The 17,075-nt window shown below is 77.9% G+C and carries 16 protein-coding genes; 9 read left to right on the top strand and 7 right to left on the bottom strand.

Annotation, left to right across the window (positions count from 1 at the left end; translation table 11 throughout):
• Positions 1-191: 191 nt before the first annotated feature.
• From D5H78_RS06530 to ctaE, 5 genes are all read right to left on the bottom strand, one after another.
• The gene (locus tag D5H78_RS06530; RefSeq protein ID WP_165865627.1) at positions 192-524 is read right to left on the bottom strand and encodes a DUF2834 domain-containing protein; all 333 of its coding nucleotides are present in this window, start codon (positions 522-524) and stop codon (positions 192-194) included.
• A gap of 868 nt (positions 525-1,392) precedes the next feature.
• Positions 1,393-3,033 carry a cytochrome bc1 complex cytochrome b subunit gene (gene qcrB, locus D5H78_RS06525; RefSeq protein WP_119949613.1) on the bottom strand — a complete coding sequence of 547 codons (1,641 nt, stop codon included), beginning with the start codon at positions 3,031-3,033 and terminating at the stop codon, positions 1,393-1,395.
• Positions 3,030-4,076, bottom strand: a complete 1,047-nt coding sequence (gene qcrA / locus D5H78_RS06520; protein WP_119949612.1) for a cytochrome bc1 complex Rieske iron-sulfur subunit — start codon at positions 4,074-4,076, stop codon at positions 3,030-3,032. The genes qcrB and qcrA overlap by 4 nt, the downstream gene beginning before the upstream one ends.
• Before the next feature lie 71 nt (positions 4,077-4,147).
• Positions 4,148-4,951: a cytochrome bc1 complex diheme cytochrome c subunit gene (gene qcrC / locus D5H78_RS06515; protein WP_119949611.1), complete on the bottom strand. Its 804-nt coding sequence runs from the start codon at positions 4,949-4,951 to the stop codon at positions 4,148-4,150.
• Positions 4,952-4,963: 12 nt separating this feature from the next.
• On the bottom strand, positions 4,964-5,578 hold the full coding sequence (gene ctaE, locus D5H78_RS06510; RefSeq protein ID WP_119949610.1) for an aa3-type cytochrome oxidase subunit III: 615 nt from the start codon (positions 5,576-5,578) through the stop codon (positions 4,964-4,966).
• Between the two features lie 122 nt (positions 5,579-5,700).
• Between ctaE and D5H78_RS06505 the strand changes: the two genes are divergently transcribed.
• The 3 genes from D5H78_RS06505 to trpD all read left to right on the top strand — a co-directional run bounded on the left by D5H78_RS06505 (position 5,701) and on the right by trpD (position 8,069).
• The gene (locus D5H78_RS06505; RefSeq protein ID WP_218566310.1) at positions 5,701-6,219 is read left to right on the top strand and encodes a ribonuclease E inhibitor RraB; all 519 of its coding nucleotides are present in this window, start codon (positions 5,701-5,703) and stop codon (positions 6,217-6,219) included.
• 342 nt (positions 6,220-6,561) lie between these two features.
• Complete coding sequence (locus D5H78_RS19950) at positions 6,562-6,963, top strand: response regulator transcription factor (protein ID WP_119949925.1); 402 nt, start codon at positions 6,562-6,564, stop codon at positions 6,961-6,963.
• A gap of 11 nt (positions 6,964-6,974) precedes the next feature.
• The gene (trpD, locus tag D5H78_RS06495) at positions 6,975-8,069 is read left to right on the top strand and encodes an anthranilate phosphoribosyltransferase (protein WP_245941609.1); all 1,095 of its coding nucleotides are present in this window, start codon (positions 6,975-6,977) and stop codon (positions 8,067-8,069) included.
• A 111-nt stretch (positions 8,070-8,180) separates the two neighbouring features.
• Here trpD and D5H78_RS06490 read toward each other — a convergent pair whose 3' ends face one another.
• Both D5H78_RS06490 and D5H78_RS06485 read right to left on the bottom strand, forming a co-directional pair.
• Positions 8,181-8,468: an Lrp/AsnC family transcriptional regulator gene (locus tag D5H78_RS06490; RefSeq protein ID WP_119949609.1), complete on the bottom strand. Its 288-nt coding sequence runs from the start codon at positions 8,466-8,468 to the stop codon at positions 8,181-8,183.
• 118 nt (positions 8,469-8,586) lie between these two features.
• Entirely contained in the window at positions 8,587-10,434 is a 1,848-nt protein-coding gene (locus D5H78_RS06485) for a DEDD exonuclease domain-containing protein (RefSeq protein WP_119949608.1), read from the bottom strand.
• Positions 10,435-10,559: 125 nt separating this feature from the next.
• Here D5H78_RS06485 and D5H78_RS06480 point away from each other — a divergent pair, with 125 nt between their 5' ends.
• The 6 genes from D5H78_RS06480 to D5H78_RS06455 all read left to right on the top strand — a co-directional run bounded on the left by D5H78_RS06480 (position 10,560) and on the right by D5H78_RS06455 (position 17,072).
• The gene (locus D5H78_RS06480) at positions 10,560-10,802 is read left to right on the top strand and encodes a hypothetical protein (protein WP_119949607.1); all 243 of its coding nucleotides are present in this window, start codon (positions 10,560-10,562) and stop codon (positions 10,800-10,802) included.
• 2 nt (positions 10,803-10,804) lie between these two features.
• Complete coding sequence (locus D5H78_RS06475) at positions 10,805-12,148, top strand: NYN domain-containing protein (protein WP_177891146.1); 1,344 nt, start codon at positions 10,805-10,807, stop codon at positions 12,146-12,148.
• A gap of 133 nt (positions 12,149-12,281) precedes the next feature.
• Positions 12,282-12,494, top strand: a complete 213-nt coding sequence (locus D5H78_RS06470; RefSeq protein ID WP_119949606.1) for a hypothetical protein — start codon at positions 12,282-12,284, stop codon at positions 12,492-12,494.
• 452 nt (positions 12,495-12,946) lie between these two features.
• Entirely contained in the window at positions 12,947-14,083 is a 1,137-nt protein-coding gene (locus tag D5H78_RS06465) for a C40 family peptidase (RefSeq protein WP_218566309.1), read from the top strand.
• A 143-nt stretch (positions 14,084-14,226) separates the two neighbouring features.
• Positions 14,227-15,744: a hypothetical protein gene (locus tag D5H78_RS19250; RefSeq protein WP_165865626.1), complete on the top strand. Its 1,518-nt coding sequence runs from the start codon at positions 14,227-14,229 to the stop codon at positions 15,742-15,744.
• Positions 15,741-17,072 carry a M48 family metalloprotease gene (locus tag D5H78_RS06455; RefSeq protein WP_119949922.1) on the top strand — a complete coding sequence of 444 codons (1,332 nt, stop codon included), beginning with the start codon at positions 15,741-15,743 and terminating at the stop codon, positions 17,070-17,072. Before D5H78_RS19250 ends, D5H78_RS06455 begins: the two co-directional genes overlap by 4 nt.
• Positions 17,073-17,075: the final 3 nt, after the last annotated feature.

The following is a 17,075-nucleotide window of genomic DNA, read 5'->3' as shown; positions in this document are numbered from 1 at the left end:
CGGTCGTGAGCATGCGGTCGAGGCGGAGCCCGACGAGCCTCCCTGAGCCGACGACGGAGGAGCGGAGGCACCGCTGGAGGTCGTCGCCGGCAGTGGTGCAGGCCGGACATCGCCCCGCCGAGGCATGCAGGCCACCCCCGACCCGCCGTGATCGTGCGCGCGGGGGGACGGTGATCCCGGGGGCCGCGTCCTCAGGGCCTCCTGCGTGCCCGCCGGCGGTGCCGTTCGCGCAGCCACAGGTGCAGCGGGAGCCCGGCCGAGGGGCCGGCCAGCGTCGCGAGCGCGACGGCTGCGCGCTGCCGGGCGGGCAGCTCGTCGTCCAGCGCGGACAGCGCCAGCACGGCCGCAGCGCTGACGACGACGTCCCACCCGAAGAAGGCGCCGGCCCTGCTGCTGCCGAGCTGCCGCGCCAGGAGACGGGCGTCGGGCCCGTGCTCGACGAGCCACGGCAGCCCGTGCCGGTACGGCAGCACCACGCCCGCCACCGCGAGCCCCAGGTACGTCCGCTCCCGTGCCCGCTCCACGTGCCCTCCTGTGCGTCCGCGTGCCTCCCTGGGTACACGGGCACCTCCCGGCCGGCAAGGCCCGCTCCGGGCTCTGAGGGCCGTCCTGGCCGGTGCTGCCAGCCGTCCCACGAGGTCGCCCCCTGCGCGCACCTATGCGGGCTGTGACGGGGCCGGCTCAGCCGCCGGCTGGTCGCGGTCCCACGCGCGCTGGCCGGCAGGGCCCGTACCTCCGCTGCAGGGCCACGGGACGCAGCGGAGGTGTCGAGGTTGCCGAGCGGGAGCGGGCTCGGGGCGGACGCCCCGGCAGGGCCCGCCGCGGCGGCGCGCCACCTGTGCATGATCGCGGCGGGGAGAGGGCTCGTCGACGGCGGGCCTGTGCCGCCGGCTCGGGGTGCCCGCGGTCACCGCCGCTCGAGCCGCCGCTCCGCGCTCCAACCCCAGAGGCCAGGGGGCCTGCACCGGCTCAGTCCTGGCTGGTCGCCCCGCACGCCGCGCCGAGGCCATCTGAGCCCGTACGTCGACGCAAGGGCCACCGGACGCCGCGGAGGCGCCTGGTTCTGCGGGACGGGCTCTCTTGGGCAGCGCCCGGCAGCGCTCGGCTGCGGCAGTCCCGCCACCTGCGCATGATCGGTGCGGGGGGAGAGGGGCGGTGGCGGGTCGGTGGGCCGCCCGCGGACGGCCGCTCGCGCTCCGCCGCGCCGGCGACCCAGGTGCCCGCCGGCCCGGGCGTGCGGGTGCCGGACAGGGCGTGCGGGTGCCGGACAGGGCGTACGAGCCTGGGTCGGCACGCGTACGGGTGCCTCACGTGGTCACCACGACCCCCGGACGCGCCGGAGGCCGGCCCGCGGTGCGGGACCGGCCTCCGGTCGGTGGTGCTGCTCGCGGCTCAGTGGCCGCCGTGGCTGGCCTCGAGCTCGCGGACCTCGTCCGGCGTCGGGGGCTCGACCCGGTCGCCGAAGTAGAACCGGGAGACGCGGGCGCGCAGCCGGTGGTGCAGGGAGCCGGGGCGGCGCACGCCGTTCTCGTCGGTCGCCGGGCCCAGCTCCAGCGGGCGCTGGACCTCCTGCTGGGTGAGCACCCAGGCCTCGGCCGGGGTGACCGGCTCGTGGACCTCGACGAACTCGCCGTTGGGGAGGCGCTGGATGATGCCCGTCTCGCGCCCGTGCAGGACCTTCTCGCGGTCGCGCCGCTGCAGGCCGAGGCAGATGCGCTTCGTGATGACGAAGGCGATCGGCGGTGCCACGAAGAGCAGGATGCGCGTCGCCCAGGTGATCGCGTTGATGGAGACGTTGAACGTGATCGCGAGGATGTCGTTGCCGCCGTTCGCGAAGAGGATCGCGAAGAACACGAGCGACATGACGCCCAGGGCGGTGCGGGTCGGCTGGTTGCGCGGCCGGTCGAGGATGTGGTGCTCGCGGCGGTCGCCGGTCACCCACGCCTCGATGAAGGGGTAGAAGATCATCAGCGTGAAGAGGATGCCCGGGAGCACCATCGCCGGGACGATGATGTTCCAGCTGATCGTCACGCCGAAGACCGTCGTCTCCCAGTTGGGCATGGAGCGGACCGCGCCGTCCAGGAAGCCCATGTACCAGTCGGGCTGGGAGCCCGCCGTCACCTGCGTCGGCTCGTACGGGCCGTAGCCCCAGATCGGGTTGATCGTGGCGATCGCGGCGAGCAGGGCCATGACGCCGAAGACCAGGAAGAAGAAGCCGCCCGCCTTGGCGATGTAGACCGGCATCAGCGGGTAGCCGACGACGTTCTTCTCGGTCCGGCCCGGGCCCGGGTACTGGGTGTGCTTGTGGAAGAACACCAGCGCCAGGTGCGCGGTGATGAGCGCCAGGAAGATCGCCGGCAGCAGCAGCACGTGGATCGTGTAGAGGCGCGGGATGAACGCCGTGCCCGGGAACTCGCCGCCGAAGACGAAGAACGAGAGCCAGGTGCCGACCACCGGGATGGCCTGGATGATCGCCTGGGCGATGCGCAGCCCCGTGCCGGACAGCAGGTCGTCGGGCAGGGAGTAGCCGGCGAAGCCCTCGACGATGCCGAGGATCAGCAGGATCGCGCCGATGACCCAGTTGAACTCGCGCGGCTTGCGGAACGCGCCCGTGAAGAACACGCGCAGCAGGTGGACCATCATCGAGGCGACGAACAGCAGCGCCGCCCAGTGGTGGATCTGCCGCATGACGAGGCCGCCGCGCACGTCGAAGGAGATCTCGAGCGTCGAGGCGTACGCCTCGGACATGTGCACGCCCTTGAGGGGCACGTACGAGCCCTCGTAGGTCACCTCGGCCACCGAGGGCACGTACCAGAAGGTCAGGAACGTGCCGGAGATGAGCAGGATGATGAAGCTGTAGAGGGCGACCTCGCCCAGCATGAACGACCAGTGGTCCGGGAAGACCTTGCGCAGCAGCTTCTTGCTCTGCGAGGCCACCCCGAGGCGGTCGTCGAGGTACTTGCCCGCGCCCCCGGCGGCGCGCCCGAGAGCGGTCGGCGGGGGAGCGGTGGTGCTCGAAGTGGTGGTGCTCATCCGCGCTCCCAGAAACTGGGCCCAACGGGCTCCTGGAATGGCTGCCTCGCCACCAAGTATCCCTCCTCGTCGACCGAGATCGCGAGTTGGGGCAGGGGGCGGGCGGCAGGGCCGAAGATGACCTTGGCGTCCTCGGTGACGTCGAAGGTCGACTGGTGGCACGGGCACAGCAGGTGGTGCGTCTGCTGCTCGTAGAGGGCCACCGGGCAGCCCATGTGCGTGCAGATCTTGGAGTAGGCGACGATGCCGTTGTAGCCCCACTCCTGCTCCTTCTCGGAGAGGATCTCCTCCACCTCGAGGCGCATGAGCAGCACGGAGGCCTTGGCCTTCTCGTTGAGGACCTCGCCCTCGGCGCTGTCCTCCTCCAGGCCCTCGGGGAGCACGTGGACGACCGAGCCGATGGCGACCTCGTCGGCGCGGATCGGCAGCCCGGCCGGGTCGGTGACCAGGCGGGTGCCCTCCTGCCAGAGGGTCTCGCTGATGATCTCGTACGGCGGCGGGGCGTCGCCGCGGATCCAGGTGTCGCGCAGCGAGACGACGGCGGGGATCCCGAGCGCGCCGAGGGAGGCGGTGAGGGACCCCCAGATCATCTTGCGGCGGCCGAAGCCGGTGGCCTCGCCGCCCTGGCGCAGCACCTCGGCGGCCTCGGCGCGGTCCTCGTCGCTGGACGCGACGACGTGGCGCTCCTCGACGACCTCGTCGTCGGGCATGAGCTTCTTCGCCCAGTGCACCGCGCCGGCGCCGATGAAGAACAGCGCCATCGCCAGGCCGAGGCCGGTGAGCAGGCGCGAGTAGACGAGGTTCTCGCCGCTGGTCAGCGGGAACGCGAAGTAGGCGACGACGAAGAGGACCGTGCCGAGGAACGAGAGCAGGAAGAGGAAGCTCACCTGCCGCTCGGCCCGCTTGGCGGCCTTGCGGTCGATGTCGGTCAGGCGGTGGACGTGCGCCGGCACGCCCGGGTCGGTGAAGCGGGTGGCGAGGCCCTGGCCGGGCTCCGCGCCGGTCTCGGTGCCGTGCGGGGCGTAGCCCGCCGCCGCCTGCACCGCCGCGTGCGTGCCGGCGTCAGCGGCGCTCGCGCGCCCCGCTCCGGAGCCCGGCGTGCCCTGGTTCTGACTCAATGCGACTTCGCCCCCAGCCAGACCGCGACCGCGATGAGGCCGCCGATCCCGACGATCCAGATGAACAGGCCCTCGCTCACGGGGCCGACCCGACCGAGCGTCACCCCGCCGTACTCCGGCTGGTTCTGGATCTGCTCCAGGTAGGCGACGACGTGCTTCTTCTCCTCGGCCGTCAGCGAGGCCTCGGAGAACACCGGCATGCTCTGCGGGCCGGTGAGCATGGCCTCGTAGACGTACTTCGGGTCCACGCCGGCCAGCGAGGGGGCGTACTTGCCCTCGGTGAGGGCGCCGCCGGCGCCGCTGGCGTTGTGGCACATGGCGCAGTTCGTGCGGAACAGCTCGCCGCCCTCGGCGATCTGCTCGTCCTCGACGTCCTGCACCTCGTAGAGCTCGGGCTCGGGGATCGAGGGGCCGGGGCCGAGCGAGGCGACGTACGCCGCCATGGCGTCGATCTCGTCCTGCGTGAAGACGCGCTTGGCCTTGGGGACCTGCACGACCTGCGAGCTGTACGCCGGCATGCGGCCGGTGCCGACCTGGAAGTCGACCGACGCCGCGCCCACGCCCACGAGGGGCGGGCCGTCGGAGCTGCCCTGGGCCTGCAGGCCGTGGCAGGTCGAGCAGTTCGTGAGGAAGAGCTCGCGCCCCTCGTCGACCAGGTCGGTCCCCGAGGCGGTCGTCTCCGACGCCTCGGTCCGCTGCGGCGAGAGCACCGCGAAGAGCCCGCCCATGAGGACGAGGCCCAGGAGGATCACGGCGTACGCCGCGGCCGGGCGGCGCCGTCGTACGGAGTGGGAGGTCACGCGGAGGGGTCCCTACTGGATGAGGTAGATGGTCGCGAACAGGCCGATCCACACGACGTCGACGAAGTGCCAGTAGTAGGACACGACGATGGCGCTGGTGGCCTGCTCGTGGGTGAAGCGCCGGGCGACGTAGGTCCGCCCGAGCACGAGCAGGAAGGCGAGCAGGCCGCCGGTCACGTGCAGGCCGTGGAAGCCGGTGGTCAGGTAGAACGACGTCCCGTACGCGTCCGAGCTCAGCGTGAGGCCCTCGCGGATCAGCTCGGCGTACTCGAACACCTGGCCGCCGATGAAGAAGGCGCCCATGAGGAACGTGATGACGAACCAGCGCCGCAGGCCCTCGACGTCGCCGCGCTCGGCCGCGAAGACGCCGAGCTGGCAGGTCACCGACGACAGCACGAGGACCGTCGTGTTGGTCGCCGAGAACGGGATGTTGAGCAGCTCGGTGCGCTCGGCCCACAGGGTCGGGTCCACCGAGCGGTGCGTGAAGTAGATCGCGAACAGCGCCGCGAAGAACATCAGCTCCGAGGACAGCCACACGATGGTGCCCACGGAGACGAGGTTGGGACGTTCGGCCGGGGCGTGGACCGCCTGGCCGCCTACCGCTGTCGCTGTCGCCACGGGCGCCATTATTGCTGCGGCCCCCGGCGAGCACACGTCGGGGGGCCGCGTGTCACCGTCCGGTCGCGCTGCGCCGCCGCGCCGCCCGTCCGGCGCCGGTGCCCGCCCGGGGTCCGTCGAGGGAGGTCGCTGTGCTGCGCAGGCTGCTGGACCGCGCGCTGGGGCGCCGCCGCGACGAGGGGCCCGCCCTGGCCGACGACGGGACGCTGCAGGTGGTGGGCGCCTCGTGGGACCCCGCTGCCGCGGACTCGGCCGTGCTCGCCCGCCTCGGCGAGGGGGGCCTCGACCTGGACCGGCCGCTGCTCGTGCGGCACCACCTGCGGCTGCCGGCCCGGGCGCTGGACGAGGCCGCGGGCCTGCTCGCCCAGGACGGCTGGGCGCTGCGCCCGGACGGGCCGGCGGAGGAGGACGCGTCGGCGGGGCAGGACGCGTCGGCGGGGCAGGGCGCGGCGGAGGGGCAGGACGGGCAGCCCCAGGGGCTGGTCCGCGCGCGGGCGAGCCGCCCGGAGCGCGTGACGGGGCTGTCGCTGGCGCAGCAGCGCTCGCGGATGGCGGGCCTCGCCCAGCGGCTGGGCGGCGACGTCGACGGCTGGGACCTGCTGGCCCCGCCGGGCGCCGGGCCCGACCGGCCGGGCCCGGGGCCCGGCTGAGGGAGCGCGGCCGAGGGAGCCCGGCGGAGGGAGTCCGGCCGACGGGGCCGCCGACAGAGCCGGATCGGGGGAGCGCGGCTCGGGAGGCCCGAGGGGCCGTGGCGTCCGGCCCGGTGCCGTCCCCGGGGCCGTACGGCGCGCCCCGCCGCCCGGCGGGTGCCCGGCAGTAGCATGCGCGCGATGAGCAGCGACCTGCCCCCCAGCACCCCGCAGGCCCCCGCGCCGGGCGGCGCGCAGGACGCCGGGCCCGGCGCGCCGGACGCCGCCGTGCAGGCGGCGCTCGACCCGACGACGACGGACGCACCGGCCCCGCGGCAGGCGCCCCCGGCGCCCGAGCGGCGGATGACGGTGCTCGTCTACAGCGACGACGCGGGGACCCGCCAGCGGGTGCGGCTCGCCCTCGGGCGCCGGCCCGCGGCGGACGTCCCGCTCGTCGACGTCGTGGAGTGCGCCACGGCGCCGGCCGTGGTGTCGCGCACCGACGCCGGGGGCCTGGACCTGCTGGTGCTCGACGGCGAGGCCGCGCCCGCCGGCGGACTGGGGCTCTGCCGCCAGCTCAAGGACGAGGTCTTCCAGTGCCCGCCCGTGCTCGTGCTCACCGGGCGGGTCCAGGACGGCTGGCTCGCCGCGTGGTCCCGCGCCGACGGCGCGGTCGCGCACCCGCTCGACCCGGTGGCGGTCGCCGCTGCCGCCGCCGAGCTCCTGCGGGCCCGGGCCGCGCGCACCGCGCCGGCCGGGCGCTGAGGGCCGTGGCGGTGCAGGAGGGCCCCGCCGCGCCCGCGCGCGAGCCGCTGCGCACCTGGCCGTCGGTGCTCGCCGCGCTGCTCGCCGGGCGCGCGCTGAGCGAGGACGAGGCGGCCTGGGCCATGGGCGAGGTGATGCGCGGGGAGGCCACGCCCGCGCAGGTGGCGGGCTTCGTCGTCGCGCTGCGCGCCAAGGGCGAGACGGTCGAGGAGGTCAGCGGGCTGGCCGCCACGATGCTCGACCTGGCCGTGCCCGTCGCCGTGCCCGCCGGGCTCGGTCCGGTCGTGGACATCGTGGGCACCGGCGGCGACCGGGCCCAGACGGTCAACATCTCGACGATGGCCGCGCTCGTCGTCGCCGCGGCGGGGGTGCCGGTCGTCAAGCACGGCAACCGGGCCGCGTCCTCGCTGTGCGGCGCCGCGGACCTGCTGGAGGAGCTCGGGGTCGTCATCGACCTGCCGGCGGACGACGTCGCCGCGGTCGTCGCGGAGGTCGGCATCACGTTCTGCTTCGCGCCGACCTTCCACGCGTCGATGCGCCACGCCGCGGTGCCGCGCCGCGAGCTCGGCGTGCCCACGGTGTTCAACTTCCTCGGCCCGCTCACGAACCCGGCGCGCCCCGCGGCGCAGGCGGTCGGCTGCGCCGACGCGCGGATGGCGCCGGTCATGGCGGGCGTGTACGCCGCCCGCGGTGCCTCCGCCCTCGTCTTCCGCGGCGACGACGGGCTCGACGAGCTGACCACCACGACCACCTCGCGGGTGTGGGTCGTGCGCGACGGGCGCGTCGGCGAGACCGTCGTCGACCCCTCCCGGCTCGGGCTCGCGCCGCCGGCGCCGGGCGCCCTGCGCGGGGGGCGGGCCCCGCACAACGCGCGGGTCGCCCGCGAGCTGCTCGCCGGCGATGCGGGGCCGGTGCGCGACGCGGTGCTGCTCAACGCCGCCGGGGCGCTCGTGGCCGCGGGGGCGGTGCCCGCCGGCGCCGCGGGGGACGACCTGCACGGCCCGCTCGCCGCCGGTCTGGAGCGCGCCGCCGCCGCCGTCGACTCCGGCGCGGCCGCCGCGCTGCTCGAGCGCTGGGTGGCGGCCACCCGGTCCCGCGGGGGCTGACGGCGCGGCCCGCCGTGGCGGGGCCGCCGGGACGTGGGGCCGCCGGGACGGCGGGCCCGCCGCGGCTGGGCCGCCGGGCGTCGGGCCGGCTGGCGACCGCTCGTCGGGCGCTCAGTCGGCGTCGGGCATGCCCAGGGAGAAGGCGGCGTCGAGGTCGTGCCGCGAGTAGGCGCGGAAGGCGATGTGCGTCTCGCTGCTGCGCACGCCGGGCACCTTGTTGAGCCGGTCGGCGATGACCTCCGCGAGCTGGTCGTGCTCGCGCACCCGCACCATGGCGATGAGGTCGACGTCGCCGGTGACCGAGTAGACCTCGCTCACGCCCTCGAGGTCCGCGATCTCCGCGGCCACCTCCGGGATCCGGTCGACCTCGGCCTCGACGAGCACGATCGCGGTGAGCACGGGACCTCCGGTGGGACGGCTGCGGTGCGCCGAGCGTAGTGCCGCGGGTGCCCGCGAGGGCCCGCGGCGCCTCCCGCACGGACCGCGCGGAGGCGCCGGACCGGGGGCAGGGGCGGGGTCACACGGCGAGCCGGCTGCCCGCGGCCACCGGGCGCGACGCCATCGGCAGGTGGCGGCGGTCCTCGAACGGGGCGGCGGCGCCGCGGGCCTCGTCCGCGGCGTCGAGCAGCGCCCGGTGCGCACCGGCGCCGAAGGCGGGGGAGGTCCACTCGCCCTCGACCTGGACCAGCCGGGTGCCGGGCTGCTCGACCCACCGCAGCACGCACTCCGTCTCCTCCGCGGTGGCCGCCGGGGTCGGGGTGAGCCCGGGGAGCACTGGCTCGACGACCTCGCCGGCCGCGACGAGCGCGCGGACCGCCGGCCACGGGTCGACCCCGCGCTCGACCACGGCGCTGCCGCACAGCCGGCCCCAGCGCACCAGCGCGAGCTCCCAGCCCAGCTCGGGCGTCGGTCGGGCGGCCACGACCTCGGGGCAGCGGGTGAGCCCGGCCAGCCGCTGCATGCGCGCGGCGGCCCGCACGAGGGCCGTGAGGCGGTCGCGCTGGGCGGCGGCCTCCTCGAAGCGCTCGCCGGCCGCGAGCGCGGCGATGCGCGCGCTGAGCGCCCCGACGACCGGCCGGGCGTCGCCGGTGAAGGCGGCGCGCACCGTGGAGGCGTGCACCGCGTAGGACTCGCGGCTCTGCCGGCCCTCGCAGGGCGCGCCGCAGCGCCCGATCTCGGCGAGGACGCAGGCGCTGCCGCGGCCCGAGGCGGACAGGCGCTGGGTGCACTGGCGCAGGGGCACCGCCTCGTGCAGCGCGCTCATCGCCGCGGTCGCGCTGCGCGAGGAGCTGAAGGGCCCGAGGTAGGCGCCCCCGTCGTCGCGCACGTCGCGCACCAGGGACAGGCGGGGGAAGGCCTCCGGGGTGAGCTTGAGCCACGTGACCTTGTCGGGCCGGCGCGAGCGCCGGTTGTAGCGCGGGGCGTGCTCGGCGATGAGCCGCAGCTCGCGCACCTGCGCCTCGAGGGCGGTGGCGCACACGACCGGCGTGACCGACTCCGCCAGCCCCACCATCTCCGCCATCCGGCTGCGGGTCTCGGACGCCGTGAAGTAGGACCGCACGCGGGTGCGCAGGTCCTTGGAGGTGCCCACGTAGAGCACGCGGTCCTGCGCGTCGCGGAAGACGTAGACCCCCGGGGCGTGGGGGAGGCCCTCGGCGAGGTGGCGCTTGCGCCGCTGCGCGGGGCTGACCCGCGAGGTGTAGGTCGCGAGCTCCTCGAGGCTGTGCACCCCGAGCCCGCCGAGGCGCTCGAGCATGCCGTGCAGGACGTCGACCGTGGCCCGTGCGTCGGACAGCGCCCGGTGGTCCGGGGTGGTGCGGGCCCGGAAGACCCGCGCGAGCGTGCCCAGCTTGCAGTTGGGCGCCTCGTCGCGGCTCACGAGCTGGCGGGCGATGCGGGCGGTGTCGAGCACCCGCGGCCCCGGCCAGGGCCGGCCCGTCGCGGCGCACGCCGCCTGCAGGAACCCGACGTCGAAGGGGGCGTTGTGGGCCACGAGCACGGCGTCGGCGCCGAGGAACTCCAGGAACGCGGGCAGGACCGCCTCGATGCGCTCGGCCCCGGCGACCATCGCGTCGGTGATGCCGGTGAGCACGGCGATGAACGGCGGGATCGGCGTGCCCGGGTCGACGAGCGCCTGGAACTCCCCGAGCACCTCGCCGCCGCGCACCTTGACCGCGCCGACCTCGGTGATGGCGCAGGAGGCGGGCGAGCCGCCCGTCGTCTCGAGGTCGACGACCACGAAGGTGGCCTCGCGCAGCGGCGTGCCGAGCTCGTCGAACGTCGCCTGGACGGCGACCGGCGCGGCGACCGGCGCGGCGGCGGGAGCGGGGCGGCGCTGCTGCGGGGGACGTGGTGCGACCTGCATGGCGGGGACCGTAGGCGGCGGGTCCGACAGGTCCGGGGAGGCGCACCGGGGGCCCCGGCGCCCCGGGACCCCGGCGCCCGCGGAGCGCGCGCCGGCCGCGGGCGGGCGCCCCGTACGCTCGGGGCATGCCCGTCCCCCTCCCGGCCACCGGCACCCGCTGGCGCTGCGCGCAGTGCGGCAACCTGACGCGCTTCGACGTCACCCGCTCCACCCGGGTCGTGGAGTACTGGCACGCCGACCTCGCGGGGAACCCCCGCGTGGAGGAGCGCGAGGTCCTGCAGGACACGGTCGAGCGCGTGCGCTGCCGCTGGTGCGACGCCGTCGACTCGGTGCAGGTCGAGCCGGCGCCGGGCGCGGCGGGCGGCTAGGGGTGGGCGCGCCCGCGGCGCCGCAGGGCCCGCCCGGCGCGCTGCCCGAGCCGGTGCGCCAGCGGGTCGTGGCGCTCGCGAGCGAGGCGCTCGACGGGCTCTCCGCGGACGAGGTGCCGGCCTCCCTGCGCCCCTTCCGCCGCTTCGTCACCGCCCGTCGCGCCCACCTGGCGGCCAGCCCCCTCGCCGCCGCGGTCGAGCGCGACGCGGCCTTCCGCGCCCGGGTGGCGGCCTCGGTCCGCACGGCGGTGCCCGAGCTCGCCGCCGCCGTCGACGCGGGCGACCCGCCGGCGGCCGCGGACCCCCACGACGTGGCCGCGCTGGCGCTGCTGCTGCGCCCGGACGGCTGGGAGGCCCTCGTCGAGCGCGCGGCGGGCGCCGCGCTCGAGGCCGGCGAGCGGGCGGCGTCCGCGCAGGCGCAGGAGGCCCTGGCCCGGGCCGAGGAGCAGCTCGCGGCCGCCCGCGCGCAGGCCAGGGCGGACCTCGAGCGGGTCCGGGCCGACGCGGCGGCGCTCAAGGCCGAGGTCGCGACGCTGCGGCGCAGCCTGCACGAGGCGCGCACGGCGCGCCGGGAGGCGCAGGACGCCGCCCGCGCCGCCCAGGAGGAGCTCGAGGTGCTGCGCCGGGCGGCCGCGGCGGCGCAGGGCGCGGCCGACGCGGAGCTGCGCCGCGCCCGGGCCCGGGCGGGCGAGCTCGAGGCGGCCCTGGAGGCCGCGCGCCGGGCGGGGCGCGAGGGGCGCACCTCCGCCGACGCCCGGCTGCGCCTGCTCCTGGACACCCTCCTCGAGGCGGGGCAGGGGCTGCGCCGCGAGCTGGCCCTGCCGCCGGTGGCCCCGGGGGCGCCACGGCCGGCCGACGCCGTCGCCGCGCAGGAGGCGCGGGCCCCGGACGGGGCCGGGGTCACCGACGTCCCGGGCCGCGCGCGGCCCGAGGAGGACCCGGGCGCGCTGGAGCAGCTCCTCGGGCTGCCGCGGGTGCACCTGCTCGTCGACGGCTACAACGTCACCAAGCTCGGGTACGGCGGGCTGCCCCTGCAGGACCAGCGCGAGCGGCTGGTGCGCGGGGCGGCCGCGCTCGCCGCGCGGCACGGCGCCGAGGTCACGGTCGTCTTCGACGGCGCCGACGTCGAGCGGGCCCCGGCGGTGCGCGAGCGCGGCGTGCGGGTGCTCTTCAGCCGGCCGGGGCGGACCGCGGACGAGCTCGTGCGCCGCCTCGTCGCGGCGGAGCCGCAGGGCCGCCCGGTGGTCGTCGTCTCCAGCGACCGCGAGGTGGCCGACGGGGTCCGGGCCCGGGGCGCGCGCCCGGTCGCGTCGGCCGCCCTGCTGCGCCTGCTCGGGCGCGGCTGAGCCCTGCGCCCGCACGGCGGGGCCCCCGCGGCGGGGGAGCGGGCGGGACGAAGCTGTCGGAGGCCGTCCCTAGCGTCCCCGCCCGTCAGCCCGGACGACCGGGCGGGCCCGAGGACTGCGGAGGAGGGGCGCTGTGTTCATCGACTGCGGCACCTGCGAGGTGCGCGACGTGGCGTGCGGCGACTGCGTCGTGACGGTCCTGCTCGGCGAGCCGGGCGAGCTCGACGAGGAGCAGCGGGGCGCGCTCGACGTGCTCGCCGGCTCCGGGCTCGTCCCGCCCCTGCGGCTCGTCGTGGGCGTCGACCCGCCGCGCGGGCACCGCCCGCCCGAGGCGGCGGCCGGGTGACGGGGCGTGGCGGGTGACGGGCGTGGCGGGTGACGGGCGTGGCGGGCGCCCGGCCGGCCGCCGCGGCCCGTGTGGGATCCCTCACGGCTTCCCCGTGCTCCCCGTGCGCCTGACCTGCACCGACGGTCACCTCCTTGACCTGCGCATCACCTTGCAGGGCGAGTCTTGACGCGATCGGGGTGTGAGCGGCTTGGTCGCCCGTCCACGCGTGGTTAACGTTCTCGCCGACCACCCGGTCCGGCGTCGCTGACAGCAGCGGCCACGGGTGGTCCCGTCGAGTCCAGCGCCGCGCGCAGCCGCGCGGCGCGGAGCCGGGGACCCACTCGTCCCGGGGCGAATCGACGTGCGGGCGGCACCCCTCGCGGGGCGCCGGTGCACGCGTAGGGCGCTCCCTTCGCCCGAGCCCGTCAGCTCACCCGGTAGGCGGTCGAGGGAAGAGGAGTCCCGCCCCCGTGGCGCTACGCCGTCAGCTCCGCCCTGCCACCGCTCTGGTGGCCCTGTGCAGCGCCGCGCTCAGCGGCGCCGTGCTCGTCCCCGGGACCGCCCAGGCGGACCCCCGGCCCACGCTGGCGCAGGTGCAGCGGCAGGTCGACGCCCTGGAGCGCGAGGCGGAGGTCGCGGCCGAGCGGGTCAACGCCGCCGCGGACGCCGCCGACGCGGCGCAGGCCCGCCTCGCGGTGGTCCGGGCCCAGGTGGCCCGCACCGAGGCGCGCCTCGCCCGGGCCCGCACCGCGGCCGGCGAGCTGGCCGCGGCGAACTACCGGGCCGGCGGCGTCTCGCCGGTGCTGCACGTCCTCTTCGCCGAGGACGCGGGGCAGTTCCTCGACCGCGCCGCGTCGGCAGGGCGCATCGCCGAGCGGCAGAGCGAGGTCGTGGAGCAGGTCGCGACCGCGCAGGCCGCCGTCGACGAGCGCCGCGCCGCCGTGGCCGCCGAGGTCCGCCGGCTCGCCGAGATCGAGAGCCGGCGCGTGGCCGACCAGCGCTCGGTGCAGGACCGCGCCGAGCGCGCGCAGGCGCTGCTGGCCACCCTGCAGGAGGAGGAGCGCCGGCGCATCGCCCGCGCGGAGGCCCGCGCCGCGGCCCGCGCCGCCGAGGCGGCCCGGGCCGCCCGCGACGAGCTGCGCGCCGTCCCCGCCGACGCCTCGGACGCCTCGGACTCCTCGGACTCCCCGGACGAGGGCGCCGCGCCGGCGTCGTCGGGCTCGCAGCAGGACGCGCCGTCCTCCGGCTCCTCGTCCGCCTCGGGCGCCGCCGCGGTGGCGGTCGAGACCGCGCTGGCCCAGGTGGGCGACAGCTACGTCTACGGCGCCACCGGCCCGAGCTCGTTCGACTGCTCGGGCCTCACCGGCTACGCGTGGGCCGCGGCCGGCGTCGACCTGCCCCGCTCCTCGAGCGCGCAGTACGCCGCGGGCACCAAGGTGTCCAAGTCGGACCTGCAGCCCGGCGACCTCGTCTACTACTACAGCCCGATCAGCCACGTCGGCATGTACATCGGCGACGGCATGATCGTGCACGCGGCGAACCCGCGCTCCGGCGTCGGCACCGCCCCGCTGGACTCGATGCCGTACGTGGGGGCCACCCGCCCCTGAGGCACGGCCCCCGCCGGCACCCGCACCACCAGCGCGCCCCGACGTCCCGCCCGGACGCCGGGGCGCGCTGCTGCGGCCCTCCGCGCCCCCCGCGCCTCCCGCGCGGCCCGGCCGGGCGCCACCGCGCCGCCTACGATCGCGGGGTGGGCCGGCGGAGCGAGCAGGGGGCGCGGGCGCGCCGGCGCCTGGTCGCGGCCACGGCGGCGGCCGGTCTTGTGCTGCTCGGCGGGCTGGCGGTGCTCGACGTGCGCGGGCGCTCCGGGCAGGACGCGGCGCGGGCCCCCCAGGGCGCGCCCACGGCGACGGTCCCCGCCCGTCCCCCCGCGACCGGCCCCGGCTCCACCACCGGCCCCGGCTCCACCACCGGCCCCGGCCCCACCACCGGCCCCGGCCCCGCGGCGCGCACGGCACCGGGCAGCGCACCCGGCGGCGCCGACCCGTCCGGCGGCCCCGGCGGCTCCGGCGGCCCCGGCGGCCTCGGCGGCCCAGGCGGCGCGGTCCCCGGGGCGCGCCCCGGACGCGGCGGCCCCAGCGCGGCCCTGCCGGGCGACGCCGCGGTGCGCGACCTGCTCGCCGCGCGGTCCCGGGCGGTCCTCGACGGCGACGCGGCGGCCTGGATGGGCACCGTCGACGGGGCCGACGCGGAGCAGGTCACCGCGCAGGCCGACCTCTTCGCGCGGCTCGCGCCGCTGCCGCTCGCCGCGTGGGACTACGCCCTCGCCGGGCGCGGCACGGCCGACGCCCGGCGCGGGGAGCGGACGGTGCCGGTCCGGCTGACGTACCGGCTCGAGGGGTTCGACACGCGCGCGGTGGTGCGCGAGCAGCGCCTCGTGGTCGTCGCGGCGCCGGGGGGCCGGGCGCTCGTGCGGGCGGCTGCCGCGACCCCGGGCGTGCCCGACGTGTGGGACCTCGGCCCGGTGCAGGTGCGCGAGGGCCCCCGCTCGCTGGTGGTCGCCCGGGCGCCGCTGCCCGGCGGCGAGGCCGCCCTGGCCCGGCTCGTGGCCGAGGCCGAGCGGGCGGTCGCCGGCGCCTCCGCGCGCTGGTCCTCGCCGTGGCCGGGGCGGGTCGTGGTCGTCGTGCCGGCCGACGCCGCGGAGGCCGGGCGCCTGCTGGCCCGCGACGCGGCGCAGGTGGCCCGGCTCGCCGCGGTCACGACGGGCCTGCCGGGGGAGCACGGCGCGCCCACGGCCGGCGACCGGGTGGTGCTCGTCCCGGGGACGTACCTCGGTCTGGGCGCGCAGGCCCGGCGGGTCGTCCTCACCCACGAGACGGTGCACGTGGCGACCCGCGCCGCCGGGGGCCGCGAGGTGCCGGCCTGGCTGTCCGAGGGCTTCGCCGACGAGGTCGCGTACAGCGCCGAGGGCGTGCCGCCGCGGGTCGTCGCGGCGCCGCTGCTGGCCCTGGTCCGCGCCGGGCGCGGCCCGGCGGGCCTGCCCACCGCCGCGGACTTCGCCACGGGGGCCGGGCTGCCGTACGAGGCCGCCTGGTCGGCGTGCCGCCGGATCGTCGCGGTGCAGGGGCGGGGCGCCCTGGCGGCGCTGTACGCCGCCGTGCAGCGCGACGGGCTGGAGCGCGCGTTCGCCGACGTGCTGTCGACCACGCCGGGGGCCTTCGAGGCCCAGTGGGCGGCGGGCCTGCGCGCGGCCGCGGGGGCGCGGTGAGGCCGGACCCGACGGGCCGGCGCTCCGCGCTGGCCGCCCTGCTCGTGCTCGGCGCGGCGGTGGCCGTCGTCGTCGCGGTCACCACCCCGTGGGACCCCCTCGGCGTCGACGTCCCCGGCGGGCGGGCCCCCGTGGGGCCGGACGGCGACTTCACCGCGGCCGAGGTGGCGCGCGCGGACGCGTACCGGGGCGCGGTGCGCCCGCCCTCCTGGCTCTCGCTGGGCGCCGGGCTGCTCACCGCGCTCGTGCTGGGCCTGACGCCGCTCGGCGGGCGGCTCGTCGCGGCCGCGGCGCGCCCGCTCGGCGGGGGCCGCCGCGCGCGGCTGCTCGCGGGCGGTGCGGGCGTGGTCGTCGTGACCCGGCTCGCGTCCCTGCCGTTCGACGCGCGGGCCGAGCAGGTGGCGATGCGCGCCGGGCTCTCGACCCGCGACTGGCCGGGCTGGCTGCTCGACGTCGGGCGGGGGCTCGCCCTCGACCTGGTCCTGCTGCTGCTCGCGCTCGGCGCGCTGCAGGCGATGGCCCGGCGCTGGCCGCGGCGATGGTGGGCGCCGGCGGCGGGTGCGGGGGCGGCGCTCGTCGTGGCGGTGTCGTTCGCGTACCCGCTGGTCGTCGAGCCGCTCTACAACCGCTTCACCCCCCTGCCGGAGGGGCGGCTGCGCTCGGACCTGCTCGCGCTGGCCGAGCGCGACGGGGTCCCGGTGGCGGACGTGCTCGTCGCCGACGCGTCCCGGCGCACCTCCACGCTCAACGCCTACGTGTCGGGCTTCGGCGCCACGAAGCGGATCGTCGTCTACGACACCCTGCTCGAGCGGGCCCCGCCGGAGCAGGTCGAGAGCGTCGTGGCCCACGAGCTCGGCCACGCCGAGGAGCAGGACGTGCTGCACGGCACGCTCGTCGGGGCGCTCGGCGTGGCCGCCGGGGTCTGCGCGCTGGCCCTCGCCCTGGGCTCGCCGCGCCTGCTGCGCCGGGCGGGCGCGTCGGGCGCGGGCGACCCGCGCTCGACGGCGCTGGCGCTCGCGGTCGTCGCGGTGCTCACCACCGCTGCCGGGCCCGTGCAGCTGCTCGTGTCGCGGCAGGTCGAGGAGCGTGCCGACCTGCACGCCCTCGAGCTCACCCGCGACCCGCTGTCCCTGGCCGAGCTGCAGCGCCGGCTCGCCCTCACCAGCCGCTCCGACCTGACGCCCCACCCGCTCGTCGAAGCCCTCTTCGCCTCGCACCCCAGCGCGCCCGAGCGGATCGCCCGGGCCCGGGACTGGGCGCGGGCCACGACGCTGCCGGGGCGCGGGCCCGCCGTGCCCCCGCCGGGCCCGCTCGCGCCCGGCGGCTAGCGT

The organism is Vallicoccus soli, assembly GCF_003594885.1.
Classification (GTDB): Bacteria; Actinomycetota; Actinomycetes; order Motilibacterales; family Motilibacteraceae; genus Vallicoccus; species Vallicoccus soli.
This window is presented reverse-complemented; position numbering and strand designations above follow the sequence as displayed.

Bases quoted from the DNA above. Each gene is read 5' to 3' on its own strand.
- D5H78_RS19950 (WP_119949925.1), top strand. From the start codon at position 6,562: ATGACGGTGCTCGTCTACAGCGACGACGCGGGGACCCGCCAGCGGGTG.
- D5H78_RS06485 (WP_119949608.1), bottom strand. From the start codon at position 10,434: ATGCAGGTCGCACCACGTCCCCCGCAGCAGCGCCGCCCCGCTCCCGCC.
- D5H78_RS06480 (WP_119949607.1), top strand. From the start codon at position 10,560: ATGCCCGTCCCCCTCCCGGCCACCGGCACCCGCTGGCGCTGCGCGCAG.
- ctaE (WP_119949610.1), bottom strand. From the start codon at position 5,578: ATGGCGCCCGTGGCGACAGCGACAGCGGTAGGCGGCCAGGCGGTCCAC.
- qcrB (WP_119949613.1), bottom strand. From the start codon at position 3,033: ATGAGCACCACCACTTCGAGCACCACCGCTCCCCCGCCGACCGCTCTC.